The organism is Roseateles sp. GW821-FHT09H11 (assembly GCF_059415845.1).
The window spans coordinates 73075-87451 of the sequence record NZ_JBWKOA010000009.1; the positions used below are offsets into that span (position 1 = coordinate 73075).

A 14377-nucleotide genomic window follows, 5' to 3' on the forward strand; every position below is an offset into this window, starting at 1 on the left:
CGCGGCGGCCTCGCCGCGGGAGGCGAGGGCAGCGCGAGCCGCTGTCAGCGGCCGCGGGACTCGGCCTGCTGCAGCTGCTCCTCGACACGGCGCGCGGCGCGCAGCATCAGCGTCTCGTCGAGCTGCGCCTGCGGGGCGATCTCCATCACCGTCTCGTCCAGCGCTTCCGGCTTGTTCATCAGCGTCCATGCCACCAGCGAGATCGCGCCGACGCCGCGGCGCTGCATCGCCTCCGGCATCAGCAGTTCATGCTGCAGCTGCACGTGGTACCGCACGCTGGCGACGGCGGCGGGCGCCAGGCCCCAGCTCTCGCAGAGGGCCGCGCCCAGCGCGTCGTGGCTGACACCGAACGCGGTGTGCTCCAGCTGGACCAGCTCCTTGTCGCTGGCGGTGGCGCGCAGCATCGCCGGATAGTGTCCCGGTGCATGGCGGTAGAGCACCGCCTTGCCGCATTCCTCGAACAGGCCCGCCGAGTGCGCCGCCCACGGGTCGACACCCAGCATCTGACCCATGCGGCCCATCAGCAGGCCGCGCTTGGCCGCGCGGGTCCAGACGGGTTCCAGTTCGACGGCCGGCGGGAAGGCCGCACGCAGGCCCATCTCGAAGGTGATCGCAGCGACCTCGCGCATGCCGAGGTAGGTCAGCGCCTGGTGCACCGTCTGCACGCGGCCGCGCAGGCCGTAGAGCGACGAGTTCACCGCCTTCAGCACGGCGGCGGCCAGGGCCATGTCGGTTTCCACCAGGCCGGAGACGGCTTGCAGGTCGATGTCCTCGTCCGCCATCAGCAGGGAGAGCTTGACCAGCACGTCCGGCTGGGTGGGGATCTCGATATCCAGCGCGCGGAGTTGAGGATCGACAGGCATGGTGGTCAGCGGTTGTTTGGACGGATGGTAGCCCGGGCGATGGGCTGCCGGGCATCCCGCCTTTGGCGGACACCCGGTGCGTGTTGTTCGGATAGCGTCTCGCGCGCCCGGAGGGCGGCGCGCCGCCTCAGCGCAGGAAGGCGTCGTAGCCGGTCTTGAGGATGAGCAGCGACACGACGACGACGAACATGCCGCGCACGAAGCCCGCACCCTTGGCCAGGGCCAGGCGCGTTCCCACCAGACTGCCGGCGACGTTGGCCACCGCCATCACCGCCGCGACGTGCCACCAGACGTGGCCCTTGGAGGCGAACAGCACCAGCGCGGCGAAATTGGTCGCCGTGTTCATCAGCTTGGCGGTCGCGGATGCGTGCAGGAAGTCGAAGCCCAGCAGCCGCACGAACAGAAAGACGAAGAAGCTGCCCGTGCCCGGTCCGAAGAAACCGTCGTAGAAGCCGATCGTCAGCCCGATGACGCTGGCGATCAGCGTCTGCGCCGTGGCCTCGTGGCGCGGCGCGTGGTGCCGGCCGAGGTCCTTCTTCGCCAGCGTGTACAGCAGCACGCCCAACAGGATCACCGGCAGGGCCTTGCGCAGGCCGCTGGGGTCCACCTGCGTGACGGCCCAGGCGCCGGCGAAGCTGCCGGCCAGCGCGGCGGCGGCCGCCGGCATCAAGGCCAGCCAGGGCAGCGAGACACGCTTGGAAAATTGATGGGTGGCCCAAGCCGTCCCCCAGATGGCGGCACCCTTGTTGGTGCCGAAGAGGGTGGCGGGCGCGGCATTCGGATAGACGCTGAACAGCGCGGGCACCAGGATCAGCCCGCCGCCGCCCACGACGGCATCGACGAATCCGGCCAGCAGCGACGCCACGGCCGCGGTCAACAACTCGATCATCAGCAACGACTCGCAAGAGCGGCCTCGGGGCCGCGGACACGGGCCGAGAACGATCGCAGGATGCGCGCAAAACCAGGCCACGAAAACAAAACGGGCACCTGATTCAGGTGCCCGCGAATTGTGACAGTGTCACTGCTATTCGTTGGTGTTGGTTTGATCTGTTTGTCTCCTCAGCCCCCGTAGGCAACCCCCATTTGTGCCGGCTTGTCGCCGACCCGGGACGGGTGTCGCGTCGAGTGGGGTGGATGCTAGGACCGCACCCCCATGCACGCACTTGGGGTTTTCACTCGGCGGATGCACCAAGATGGAACGGTTGGCCGGCGCTCACTTGCGTGAAATGGCCCCGACGAAAACGATTTGCGAACATCGCACGGTGCACTGTTCTCGACTTCCGGGCGATGCTCGCCCGGTGTGGCGTGGAGGTGTCATTCCCCTGAAACACGGGGGACGATCGATCTGATGTGGGGGCCTCTCCAGGCAAGAACGCCGGGCAGTCAGATTCTTGTGTGCGAGCCGGGAACTTTCTGAACAGTTGGCGCAATACGTTCATGCTGCGAGAGAACGGTCTCGCATCCACCCCGCAACGCACGCCCAACGCCCGATGAGCTTCTGGACCCGCCTGGCTGGCCGCGGCCGCCCCGATCCCGCCGCCGCGCCTGACGGTGGCGAACGCGAGCCGCCGCCTTCCAACGCCGCCGTCGGCGAAGCGCTGGTGCGCCGCCTGCGCCAGGGCGACGCGAGCGCCCTGGAACCGCTGTATCGCAGTGAATCGCCCGGCGTCTACCGCTACGCGCTGGCGCTGTGCGGCCAGTCCGACTGGGCGGCGGACGCGATGCAGGAAGCCTTCGTGCAGTTTGCCGGCCGGCCCGAGGGCTGGGATTCCGGCAGAGGCCCGCTCGGCGCGTACCTCGCCGGCATGGCGCGGCATCACCTGCTGGCGCGATGGCGGGATCTGCCGGTCGCCCATGAGGAGCAGGCCGAGGAAGACCTTCACCACGACCACGCCGACGCGCCAGAGCAGCAGCTGGTCCGCGCGCAGGACCAGGCGCGTGTATGGGCCGCGTTGCACACCCTGCCGTGGACCTTCCGCGAGGCCATCGTGCTGGTCGATCTGCAGGAACGGGCCTATGCCGAGGCCGCCCGCATCGCCGGCGTCGAGCTCAACACCTTGCGTACCCGGCTCCACCGGGGCCGTGCGCGCCTGCTGGCCGCGTTGCAGGACGAGTCCCGGCCCCTGTCGTCCGCCGCGGCGGACGCGATCGAACGCTCATCGAAGTCCGCATGATGAAGACCACCGACACCTCCCCGCCCCGCACCGCGCGTCTGGCCGACTGGCTGTGGGCCGTGGCCCAGGACCTGCGCCAGCGCACGCCGCCGTTCGAGCGCGACGACGCGGTGCTCGGCGCAATGCGCCAGCAGTTCGCCGCCCGTCAGAAGGCGGGCAAGGCCGGCCGCTGGAGATGGGCGCTCGCCGGCCCGGCCTTGTGCGCCTCGGTGCTGGCCGCCTGCGTCTGGCTGCTCGGCTCCGCGCCGCCGGGCGAATCGGGCGCCACCGTCATGGGCAATCCCGGCAGCGGCTTCATCGTGCTCGTGTCCGCCGATCGCTGGGCCGCCTTCGAGAAAGCCGGCGCCGGCGCCGCGTGGCTTGTCCCCGCGGAGGTCCCGCGTGAACGACTCGCCTTGCTGGGCCTGCCCTACGACCCCGCCGATGCCGCCGCGCCAGTGCGCGCCGAGTTGCTGGTGCACGCCTCCGGCGATGTGCTCGCGATGCGGGTCATGCCCTGAACGTTCCGGCATCGCCCGTCCCGCCGCAACCCTGTTCCCACTCCCTTGAACGACGTCCCGCTCCCCTCCCTGGAGACCGCCATGAAGACTTCCCTCACCACCCTTGCCCTGGCACTCGCCGCCATCGCGGTCCAGGCCCAGCCCGCCGCGCACGCATCGCCGGATCCCAGCGCGCAGCCGGCACCACCGGCGCCGCCCGAGATGCCCGCCGTTGTCCCACCCGTTCCGCCGACACCGCCCGTGCCCGATGTGGCCGAGCTGATCGCCGAGTCCGGCGTCGCGATGCACATCCTCAGCGCGGAGCGCGTGGTCAAGGGCGCGCCCTACTGCGCCCAGGCCGTGCACGAGACCGTCCAGCCGCTGGCCGACGGCAATCGCATCGTCCATCAGCAGACCAGCCAGCTTTGCCGTGACGGCGAAGGCCGGACGCGCCAGGAGGTCGAACGCCAGGGGCGCAAGGTGGTCTATCTGCGTGACGCCGTGAGCGGCGAGAACTGGCTGCTCGATCCCGAACGCAAGACGGCGCGTTACCTCGGCGGCGGCCGCGCGGACGCTGACGCGCAGCGCGAGTACGGCGAACGCATGCGCGAGTACCAGGACAAGATGCGGGACTACAACGACAAGATGCGCGAGTACGGCAGAAAGATGCGCGACTGGGCCCGCGAGAACTTCGGCCACGGCGACGCGGCGCAGCGCGTCGAGGCGCCGAAGCCACCGGCCGCGCCTGCGGCACCGACCACGGTGCGCATCGCAACACCCGTCGTGATCGCTCCGGGAGAGGGCGGCCAGGAGGTCCGCGTCATCCGTGTCGAGACGCCGCCGACCCCGCTGGGCCCGCTGTCGCCGATGTCGCCCCTGCCACCGGCCGTGGCGATGCGGGTCGAGCCCCTGATCCTGAACGGACAGGATACGCAGCCGAACAATCTGCCGCCCAAGGAGATCGACGGCCTCAAGGTCACCGGCGGGCGCACGACGCGCACGATCCCGGCGGGCAAGATCGGCAACGAGAAGCCGATCGTCATCTCCCGCGAGGTGTGGACGTCGCCCGATCTGAAGGTCACGGTCAGCGTCCAGACCAAGGATCCGCGCAGCGGCGAGCAGAACTATCAGCTGCGCAACATCCGCCGCACCGAACCCGAAGCCGCGCTGATGCGCGTGCCAGCGGACTTCGCGAAGACGGGTCTGCCCAAGCCGCGTCCGCCGAAGGACGGCAAGGAGCGCAAGGAGGGCTGAGCCGGCGGGTCGAGCCGGCGGGTCGGCGGCGCGTCGACAATGCGTTCCCGATGACCGCGCCGCCTTCCCCGCTCCCGCCAAAGCTGATCCTGCAGACGCTCAACCGCGGCGACGGCCTGCTCGGCATGCGGCCGCACGGCAAGCTGGGCCCACGCGGCGACCGCGTGTCGCTGTTTCGGCTGGAGCGCTGGCCGGCGGATCCGGCGGCGCTCGAGCAGTGGCAGGCGCTGCCGCTGCATCCGGTGGACGCCGGGATGCTGCAGTGGCGCGACGCCTCGTTCGGGCGGGGCCTGACCCCGTGCTGGACGCTGGAGCAGGAGGACCTGTTCCCCGACTTCGCCGCCGACGAGGTGCCCCGCCTGCGCCAGCTCGGCTGGGAGATCGATGTCCTCCCCGGCTTTGCGCACCACAGCGTCGCGATCGACGCGTGGTCGCTGGAGATCCAGCCCGAAGGCGACGAGCCGGTCGATGTCCAGACCGCCATCGCGCCGGGCACGGGCGACCGCTTGCCGACGCTGGCGCTCTCGCGCCGCAAGGGCTCGTGGATGCTGAGCCTGGGCGTGACGGTCCAAGGTCAGCGGGTCGATCTCGCACCGATGATCTGGGATCTGCTGCGCAAGGACCGCCGCTGGCTCTACGCCGACGCGATCGCCGGCATCGATGACGACGCCATCATCAGCCTGAAGGCGCCGGGCGGGCGCCGGCTGCATTCGACGGCGGCGCCGCTGAAGCGGCTGATGCTCAACCTGCTCGACGTCCTGGTCGCCCAGCGCTCACGGCGCGGACCGGTGAAGCTCACCTCGTGGGAAGCGGCGCGGCTGGCGGCGCTCGACGTCCCCGACAGCCGCTGGCAGGTCTTCGGGGCCGACGAGCTGCGAACGATGTGGGAGCGCCTGCGCGACGCCGGTCCTCCGCCGGCATCGACCGCGCCGGAGGGTCTGGGCATCACGCTGCGCCCCTATCAGTTGCAAGGCCTGGCCTGGCTCCAGTACCTGGCGCGCCAGGAGCTCGGCGGCATCCTGGCCGACGACATGGGGCTGGGCAAGACGGCCCAGGCCCTGGCGCATCTGCTGGTCGAGAAGCAGGCCGGGCGGCTGAGGTCGCCGGCGCTGGTCGTCGCGCCGACCTCGCTGATCTTCAACTGGACACAGGAAGCCGCGCGCGTCGCGCCCGACCTCCGCGTGGCCACGCTGTCCGATCCCGAGGAGCGGGCCCAGGTGATGAAGCGTCTCGGCGAGATCGACGTGCTGCTGTGCAGCTACGGGCTGGCGTGGCGGGAAGTCCGGGCGCTCTCGAAACCGAAGTTCTCGGTGCTGGTGCTGGACGAGGCCCAGGCGGTGAAGAACCCACGCTCGCGGGCCGCGCGGGCACTGCGCCGACTCCAGGCCGAACAACGCCTCGTGCTCACCGGCACCCCGCTGGAGAACCACCTCGGCGAGCTCTGGACCCAGTTCGATTTTCTGATGCCGGGCTACCTCGGCGAGGCGCGTTCCTTCGCCCGGCACTGGCGCAAGCCGATCGAACAGACCGGCGACGCCCGCCGTGCCCGGGAACTGGCCTCGCGCGTGCGGCCGTTCATCCTCCGGCGCCTGAAAGAGGAGGTCGCAAAGGACCTCCCCCCGATGACGGTCCTCACCCAGCGCATCCCCCTGCAAGGGCGCCAGCGTCAGCTGTACGAAAGCGTGCGGATCGGCGCCGACCATCTGGTGCGGCGGCTGCTGAAGGATTCGGAGATCTTCGGTTCCGGCTTGATGTCCGTGCTGGACGCGATGCTGAAGCTGCGCCAGGTCTGTTGCGATCCGCGGCTGGTCCCAGGGGTCGAGGTCCCGCAGGGCATGGAGGCCGCCAAGCTGGAATGGATCCGGGAGAAGGTGCCCGAGATGATCAGCCAGGGTCGGACGATCCTGGTGTTCTCTCAGTTCACCGGCATGCTGGACCTGATCGAGGCCGCGATGGCCGAGCTCAAGATCCCGCTGATGAAGCTGACCGGCGCCACGCCGGAGGGGAAACGGGGCGATGTGGTGCGTCGCTTCCAGGCGGGGGAGGCGCCCCTCATGCTGGTGAGCCTGAAGGCAGGGGGTGTGGGGCTGACGCTGACGGCGGCAGACACCGTCATCCAGGTCGACCCCTGGTGGAACCCGGCCGTCGACGCGCAGGCCCATGCCCGCGCGCACCGGATCGGCCAGACACGGCCGGTGTTCGTCCACCAACTGGCCATCGAGGGCTCGATCGAGGAGCGCATGCTCGAACTGCAGGCCCGCAAGCGGGCGCTGGCGGACGGCCTGCTGGGCCGTGACGGGGGGGAGCGTCTGGAGAAGTTCAGCGCCGACGAGATCGATCGGCTGCTGGCGCCGTTGCAGTCCCCGGACGACGAGGACTGACGGACGCGAGGGGCGGGACCGCCGCCCGGACTCGGGGCGGCCCCGCGCGGGGAATCAGCGCTTGCGGTCGAAGCGCAGGGCGCGCGCGACGCTGCGGCGGTCGCAGCCCAGGCTGGCGACTTCGAAGGCTTCGTGCTTGCGGCCCTTGTCGTGCTGCGCCAGTTCCGGCATCGGGAGGCGGCGCGGCTGGGATTCGGTACGGGTATGAGACTTCATCATGGTCGTGGACCTTCTTGGCTTTCGGCGGCCGGGAGCGGGGGGGAAGACCGCTGGCAAAGACCGCTTTGTGCCAGCTAACGCGAGCCCTGGGGACGCCGTTGACAGCCTCCTCACAAATCTGCACAAAGCTCGCGCCATCGTCACGCACACGGCACCAAGACGGTGCTTTGGACGTATAGCGAACGAATTCGCCCTCGGCGCAACTCGGCTAAGCTCCGTCCCCATGTCCGCTGTTTCGCCGTCGTCGCCCCTGCCGGCTCCCGCTTCCGAGGGGTCTTCCGACCTGCTGGTCGCCTGCCTGTGCGCCGCCTGGTGCCGGACCTGCGACACCTATCGGGACGACTTCGCCACGCTGCGCCAGCAGCACCCGGGCGCGCGCTTCCTGTGGGTGGACATCGAGGACGACTCGGAGCTGGTCGACGACCTGGAGGTCGAGACCTTCCCGACGCTGCTGATCGGCCAGGGCGAGCGGGTGTGTTTCATCGGTCCGGTGCTGCCGGGACCGGCCGCGGCCCAGCGGCTGATCCAGGCCGCGCAGGACAACCCCGCGATGTCCGCCGCCAGCCCCAACGCACCGGCCGGCACGACCGCCGCGGCACAGGCCCTGCTGTCGCGTCTGCGACAGTCCTGCTGATCTGTCTCGCGCGGGCGCCCCGGTCGCCGTGCGTCTTTCGCCCATCGTTTGACGCCTTCCGCCCAGAGAGAGTGACGCTCGTCGGCAGCCCGGCTCCGAACAGCGCGGCGACCCCCACCTCCGGAGGGAGGGCGAGCGAGAATGCGCCACCGCCAACCCCAAGGCCGGCTCTCCGCGCGACCCGCGGCGGGCCGCTGCATCGATGAACGTCCAATTCAAGAACTCGGTGGCTCGCGCCACGCCCATCCTGGCGCTGGATCGCGCCGCCTACCAGGCCCTCGCCCCGAAGCTGCCCAAGCGCACCCAGCAATGGCTGGCGACGCTGGGCTTCTCCGCCGCCCCGGACACCTTCGCCCTGGTGCCGGGCGAGGACGGCAAGCTCGCGCAGGTCTTTGCGGGCGTGGCGCACGCGGCCCATCCGTTCGCCCTGTCGGCCTTGCCGCTCGCGCTCCCTGAAGGCGCCTACACCTTGTCGCCCGACGGCCTGCCGCTGCAGGACGAGGCCGCCGCGATGTCCTGGGAGCTGGGCTGCTACCAGTTCGACCTCTACAAGCCGCGCAAGCGCGAGCCGGCGCAACTGCTCATCAAGAGCAGCGCGGACGGCCAGCGCGGCCTGGCGATCGCGACCGCGATGAGCGCGGTGCGCGACCTGGTCAACACGCCCGCCGAGCACATGGGGCCGGAAGAGCTGTCGAAGGCCGCGGCCGTCGTCGGCAAGCAGCATGGCGCGAAGTTCAAGGAGATCGTCGGCGACGACCTGCTAAAGAAGAACTTCCCCGCGATCCACGCCGTCGGCCGCGCGAGCACCCGCGCGCCGCGCCTGATCGAGCTGAACTGGGGCAGCGACAAGCATCCGCGGCTGACGCTCGTCGGCAAGGGCGTGTGCTTCGACACCGGCGGCCTGGACATCAAGCCGGCCGACGGCATGCGCCAGATGAAGAAGGACATGGGCGGCGCGGCCAACACGCTGGGCCTGGCCACGCTGATCATGGCGCTGAAGCTGCCGGTGCGCCTGCAGGTGCTGATCCCCGCGGTGGAGAACTCGATCAGCGGCAACGCCTACCGTCCGGGCGACGTGATCAAGACCCGCGCGGGCCTGCACATCGAGATCGGCAACACCGACGCCGAAGGCCGCGTGATCCTGTGCGACGCGCTGGCCTACGCCACCGAGTCCAGGCCCGAGCTGATCATCGACCTGGCCACGCTGACCGGCGCCGCGCGCATCGCGCTGGGCGCGCAGTTGCCCGCGCTGTTCTCGAAGCACATGGACACGGCGCGGGACCTGGTCGACCTGGGCCTGAAGATGGACGATCCGCTGTGGCACATGCCGCTGTGGTCGCCCTACAAGGAAGGCATCACGTCGAGCATCGCCGACATCGTGAACACCGGGCGCAGCGCGCTGGCCGGCGCGATCAACGCGGCGCTGTTCCTCGAGGCCTTCATCCCGGCCGAGCAGGACTGGCTGCACATCGACCTCTTCGCCTGGAACGACATCGCGCGTCCGGGCCGCCCGGTCGGCGGCGAGGCCCAGACGATCCGGACGCTGCTGGCCTACATCGAGGAACGCTTCAGCGCCTGACCGGCGCCGATCACTCCCCGGCGCGCAGCCAGGCGGCGGCGCGCTCCGCGATCATCAGCGTGGGCGAGTTCGTGTTCCCGCTGGTGATCGTCGGCATGACGCTGGCGTCGATGACACGCAGGCCGCCGACGCCGCGCACGCGCAAGCGGCTGTCGACGACGGCGCGCTCGTCGTCGGCGCGGCCCATGCGGCAGGTGCCGACGGGATGGAAGATCGTCGTGGCGATGTCGCCGGCCAGGCGGGCCAGCTCCTCATCGGTCTGGAACTCGATGCCCGGCTTGTGCTCGCGCGGCCGGTAGCGGGACAGGGCCGGCTGCTCGACGATGCGCCGCGTCAGCCGCAGGCTGCGCGCCGCGATGTCGCGGTCCTCCGCGGTGCTGAGGTAGTTGGGCGCGATCAACGGCGCATCGGCCGCATCTGCACTGCGGATCGCGACCGTGCCCCGACTGGTCGGATTCAGGTTGCAGACGCTGGCCGTGAACGCGTTGAACGCATGCAGCGGCTCGCCGAAGGCGTCGAGCGACAGCGGTTGCACGTGGTACTCCAGGTCGGGCCAGTCCTTGTCCGGCCCGCTCTTCGCGAACGCGCCGAGTTGCGACGGCGCCATGCTCATCGGACCGGTGCGACGCAGCGCGTATTCGAGCCCGATGCGCGCCTTGCCGAACCAGCTCGACGCCAACGTGTTGAGCGTGCTGACGCCGTCGACCTGGAAGACCGCGCGGATCTGCAGATGGTCCTGGAGGTTGGCGCCGACACCGGGCAGGTCCTTGACGACCTCGATGCCATGCTGTTGCAGCAGCGCCGCTGGCCCGAGGCCCGACAGCTGCAGCAGTTGCGGCGAACCGATCGCACCGGCGGCAAGCAGCACCTCGCCGCCCGGGTTCAGGCGGACGGTCTCCAGCCCATGGGGCGTGCGCACGAGCACGCCGTCGCATCGCACCTCGCCGTCGACCTGCTCGACCAGCAACCGCTGCGCGTGCGCGCCGGTCCACATCTCGAAGTTGGGGCGCCGGTAGCAGGCCGGGCGCAGGAAGGCCTTCGCCGTGTTCCAGCGCCAGCCGGCGCGCTGGTTGACCTCGAAGTACCCGACGCCCTCGTTGTTGCCGCGATTGAAGTCGGGCGTCGCCGGAATGCCGGCCTCCTGCGCCGCCGTCGCGAACGCGTCCAGCACCGCCCAGCGCAGCCGCTGCTTTTCGACGCGCCACTCGCCGCCGTGCCCATGCATCGCCGGATCGAAGCCGGGCGGCCGCTCGGCGCCTTCGTCCAGGCGCCAGTGGTCCTCGTGCTCGCGGAAGTACGGCAGCACCGCGTCCCAGCGCCACGCGTCGTCGCCGGCGGCCTCGGCCCAACCGTCGTAGTCGCGGCTCTGGCCCCGCATGTAGATCATCCCGTTGATGCTCGAACATCCGCCCAGCACCTTGCCGCGCGGGTAGCGCAGGCTGCGCCCATTCAGGCCCGCGTCGGGCTCGGTCTTGAACAGCCAGTCCGTCCGCGGATTGCCGATGCAGTACAGGTAGCCGACGGGGATGTGGATCCAGTGGTAGTCGTCGCGACCGCCGGCCTCGAGCAGCAGCACGCGCTTGGACGTGTCGGCGCTCAGCCGGTTGGCGAGCAGGCAGCCGGCGGTGCCGGCGCCCACGATGATGTAGTCGAAGCGGCCTGAGGCCGTCTCGGGGGCCGCGTCGCGGTGGCTCGTTGGGTTGTCTCCGCCCATGTCTCTCTTGTCGTGATGGGTCTGTGAAGACCCATGCTGACCGAGCCACGGGCGGCCGGCAACCACGTTGTCACCAAGTGCCGATGGCCTCCTCTTCCGGCTGCTCCGCAGTGCGCCCGTTCGGCGCGTACCAGTCGATGCGTCGCGTCAGCGCCATGACCGCCGCCAGCACCGCGAAGAGCAGCGAGGCTCCGACCAGCAGCGCGGCCTTCTCCAGGTTGAGCAGCACGAACAGCGCGGCGTAGAGCACCGTCACCAGGGCGCCGAATCCCAGCCCGCGCCTGACCGCGCCGAGCATGGCCGTCCCGTAGAAGGTCAGCAGTCCGATCGCCGCGCCCGCCGCCAGCGCATAGGACAGCGCGAAGCTCAGGTGTTCCGACAGGCTCAGCAGGAGCAGGAAGAACAGCGTCATCGCGAGACCCACCAGCAGGTACTGCACCGGATGGACGCGCCGGCCGGACAGCAGTTCCAGCAGGCCGACGCTGACGAAGGTCAGCACGATGAACAGCAGCCCGTACTTGATCGCGCGGTCGCTCATCACGTAGGGATTCACGGGATCGATCATCGAGAACGCCAGCGTGTCGGCCACGATGCCCGACTTGCCCTCGCGTCCGGGCGCCGGATTCGGCGCATAGGCCCGGCCCGCGTCCGGGTCGCGCTCGACGCCGGGCAGCGAGAACCCGGCGAGGACATCGCGGGGCGCGGTCGTGGCGAGCTCGGTCACCTGCCATTGCGCCTCGAAGCCGCGCTCGTCGATGCGCTTGGACATCGGCAGGAAGCGGCCGCCGAAGCTCGGATGCGGCCAGTCCGAGCGCAGCTTGACCTGCGTCGCGGAGGCGGCAGGCACGATGCCGAAGTCGGTCATCCCGACCAGGTGGATCGCAAACGACAGCGTCAGCGGCTGGTCCAGCGCCTGGTCCGGGAGCTGCGCATGGAGGCCGTGCGGATAGCTGTCGTGACCGGTGCCCGGCCTCACCGTCAAGGCCTGGGCACCGCGCTTGACCGCCACGGCGCGCAGCCCCCGCGCGTCGCTGACGGCGACCATCACGCGCGGATCCTCGCAGCTCAGCTTGCCCTTGTGCTCCGCCACCGGGATCAGCGCGCCGAGGGAGGCCCACTGGGCCTGCAGCGCCACCTCGCCCACATAGCCGTTCACCTTGAACAGGCCACGCTCGCGCTGCTCCTGGTTCAGCGTGCCGTCGACCTTGAGTTCCGCGGGAACCGCCGAGAGCACGAAGTCGCGCCGTTCCGGCGTCTTCGTGATGTCCTTGCCGGTGCCGCTGACGGACTCCCACTCCTCCGAGCAGCTGCGCTGCACCATCGGGCCGAGCAGCACCTGCGGGCCCGCCTGCGCCGCGGCGACGCTGGCTTCCGCGGCACGCTGACGATCCTGGCGTTCGTCGACCAGCCAGCCGATCCGCAACAGCACGAGCAGCAACAGCAGCGTCACGCCGCCCAGGATCACCAGCTTCCACCACAGCGCCTTCATCTGCATCGTCCTTCTCCTCGCCCCTCGGCGATCCACGGAAGGCGGCAGTCTCGGCAGCGGCCGTGAGCTCAGGACGAAGTTTGTGAGCCGGCGGTGAAGAGCGGGAAGGCGAGTCGCACACGCAGGCCGGGCCCGGCCGGTTCGAATCGCAACTCGCCGCGATGCAGGCCGGCGATCTGGCGCACGATGGCCAGGCCCAGGCCGGACCCCTTGCGCAGGCTGCCCGGCCGGGCCGTCGAGAAGAAGCGCTCGCCCAGTTGCGCGAACGCGCCGGCCGGCACGCCCGGTCCGTGGTCGCGCAACTCGAAGAACGCGCGGGAGGCCTGCGCGTCGATCGCGGGCTCGATCCCCACCTGGAGCGCCAGCTCGGAGCCCGCCGGTGCGAAGTCGATCGCGTTCGTCAGCAGGTTGCTGATGGCCAGCGCCAGCATCTCGGCGTCGGCCTGCAGTTCCACCGCGTCACGGCGCAGCCAGCGCACCGTCAGCGCCTGCTGCGCCAGACGGTCGCCGAGCTGCGCCAGCGTCTCGTCGACCGCGTCGACCAGCGCCACCGGACGCGGATGCTCCGGCCCGCGCCGCAGTTCCAGCGTGGACAGCGCGAGCAGCCGCTCGACCAGCTCCGTCATGCGCTCGCTCTGCGAGACGACCTGCGCGGCGAAGCGCTGGCGGTCGGCGCCGGGCAGTTCGTCCTGCAGCAGTTCGCCGGCGCCGCGCAACGCGGCCAGCGGACTCTTGAGTTCATGCGTCAGCGCACGCACCAGATGCTCCAGGCGCTCCCGGCCGTCGAGGCGCTCACGCATCGCGTCCATCGCCTGGGCCAGGTCGCCCAGTTCGCCGGGCACCTTCGGCGGCGGCTGGCGCTGGCCGAGCTGAACCTCCTGCGCATATCGCCGCAGGCGCCGCACCGTGAGGATCATCCAGGCGGTCACCGCGACGCCCACCGCCAGCGAGACCGCCAGCAGTCCCAGCCCGGCGATCCAGATGCGGCGCTCGGCGCGATAGATGATCTGCTGCACCGCGGCCGCCGGCTTGGCGACGGTGACGACGCCGATCGTGCGCCCGTCCCGGCGCACCGGCGCCGCCACGTACATCACCGGACTGCCCTGCGCATCCTTGCCGTTGCCGAGTTCGCCGGCATTGCCGTAGAGCGCCGGCTTCTCGGGCGTCGAGCGCGCGCCGTACTCGCCGCGCAAGGTGCGGGCGACGTCGTTCCAGGCGGAGTAATCCTGGCCCACCGCCGGGACCGGGCTGGTGTCGAGCACGACACGCCCGGCCGCGTCCGTCACGTAGATCCGGAAGTCCAGCGAGCGCTTGCGGGCGCTGAGGATGCGGGCGTCGACGGGGCGCTCGGCATAGTCGCGCACGCGCTGCGCGAAGCGCGTGCCGCTCAGATCACCGCCGGGCGGCATGGCGGCGAGCTCGTCGCGCGCCAGCTCGGCCACCAGGTTGGCGGTGTCGACCATCATGTCCTCCATCACCTCGCGCACGCTGGGCTTGAACTCGCCCAGCACGACGCGCAGCAGGATGAAGGCGCTCAGCCCCGCCACCAGGAAGAAGCCGAGGAACAGTCGCAGGCCGAGGCGCATCCGCC

At 70.5% G+C, this 14377-nt stretch carries 12 protein-coding genes; 6 read left to right on the forward strand and 6 right to left on the reverse strand.

Annotated elements, in window-relative coordinates; all coding sequences use genetic code 11:
• Nucleotides 1–44: 44 nt before the first annotated feature.
• Both AC07PR_RS26275 and AC07PR_RS26280 read right to left on the reverse strand, forming a co-directional pair.
• Nucleotides 45–863, reverse strand: a complete 819-nt coding sequence (locus tag AC07PR_RS26275; RefSeq protein WP_331612937.1) for an HDOD domain-containing protein — start codon at nt 861–863, stop codon at nt 45–47.
• Between the two features lie 127 nt (nt 864–990).
• Nucleotides 991–1752, reverse strand: a complete 762-nt coding sequence (locus tag AC07PR_RS26280; protein WP_377159085.1) for a TSUP family transporter — start codon at nt 1750–1752, stop codon at nt 991–993.
• Between the two features lie 601 nt (nt 1753–2353).
• On the opposite strand from AC07PR_RS26280, the gene AC07PR_RS26285 reads away from it, so the two are divergent.
• The 4 genes from AC07PR_RS26285 (at nt 2354) to AC07PR_RS26300 (ending at nt 7151) form a co-directional block, all read left to right on the forward strand.
• Nucleotides 2354–3037, forward strand: coding sequence for an RNA polymerase sigma factor (locus AC07PR_RS26285; protein WP_495137039.1), 684 nt, complete (start codon nt 2354–2356; stop codon nt 3035–3037).
• On the forward strand, nt 3034–3537 hold the full coding sequence (locus AC07PR_RS26290; protein ID WP_495137040.1) for a hypothetical protein: 504 nt from the start codon (nt 3034–3036) through the stop codon (nt 3535–3537). The genes AC07PR_RS26285 and AC07PR_RS26290 overlap by 4 nt, the downstream gene beginning before the upstream one ends.
• 81 nt (nt 3538–3618) lie before the next feature.
• Nucleotides 3619–4770 (forward strand): hypothetical protein, encoded by a 1152-nt coding sequence (locus tag AC07PR_RS26295; RefSeq protein ID WP_495137041.1) that lies wholly within the window; start codon nt 3619–3621, stop codon nt 4768–4770.
• Between the two features lie 50 nt (nt 4771–4820).
• Nucleotides 4821–7151: a DEAD/DEAH box helicase gene (locus AC07PR_RS26300; RefSeq protein WP_495137042.1), complete on the forward strand. Its 2331-nt coding sequence runs from the start codon at nt 4821–4823 to the stop codon at nt 7149–7151.
• 54 nt (nt 7152–7205) lie between these two features.
• Here the strand turns inward: AC07PR_RS26300 and AC07PR_RS26305 are convergent, their stop codons facing one another.
• Nucleotides 7206–7370: a hypothetical protein gene (locus tag AC07PR_RS26305; protein WP_377159078.1), complete on the reverse strand. Its 165-nt coding sequence runs from the start codon at nt 7368–7370 to the stop codon at nt 7206–7208.
• Nucleotides 7371–7593: 223 nt separating this feature from the next.
• Here AC07PR_RS26305 and AC07PR_RS26310 point away from each other — a divergent pair, with 223 nt between their 5' ends.
• Together AC07PR_RS26310 and AC07PR_RS26315 are read left to right on the forward strand one after the other, a co-directional pair.
• A complete protein-coding gene (locus AC07PR_RS26310; RefSeq protein ID WP_377159077.1) occupies nt 7594–8004 on the forward strand; it encodes a thioredoxin family protein in 411 nt (136 codons plus the stop codon).
• Nucleotides 8005–8206: 202 nt separating this feature from the next.
• Nucleotides 8207–9583: a leucyl aminopeptidase family protein gene (locus AC07PR_RS26315; protein WP_483108241.1), complete on the forward strand. Its 1377-nt coding sequence runs from the start codon at nt 8207–8209 to the stop codon at nt 9581–9583.
• 10 nt (nt 9584–9593) lie between these two features.
• Here the strand turns inward: AC07PR_RS26315 and AC07PR_RS26320 are convergent, their stop codons facing one another.
• The 3 genes from AC07PR_RS26320 to creC form a co-directional block, all read right to left on the reverse strand.
• Nucleotides 9594–11297 carry a GMC family oxidoreductase gene (locus tag AC07PR_RS26320; RefSeq protein WP_495137043.1) on the reverse strand — a complete coding sequence of 568 codons (1704 nt, stop codon included), beginning with the start codon at nt 11295–11297 and terminating at the stop codon, nt 9594–9596.
• A gap of 70 nt (nt 11298–11367) precedes the next feature.
• A complete protein-coding gene (creD, locus tag AC07PR_RS26325) occupies nt 11368–12792 on the reverse strand; it encodes a cell envelope integrity protein CreD (RefSeq protein ID WP_495137044.1) in 1425 nt (474 codons plus the stop codon).
• Nucleotides 12793–12854: 62 nt separating this feature from the next.
• On the reverse strand, nt 12855–14372 hold the full coding sequence (creC, locus tag AC07PR_RS26330) for a two-component system sensor histidine kinase CreC (protein ID WP_495137045.1): 1518 nt from the start codon (nt 14370–14372) through the stop codon (nt 12855–12857).
• Between the last annotated feature and the right edge of the window lie 5 nt (nt 14373–14377).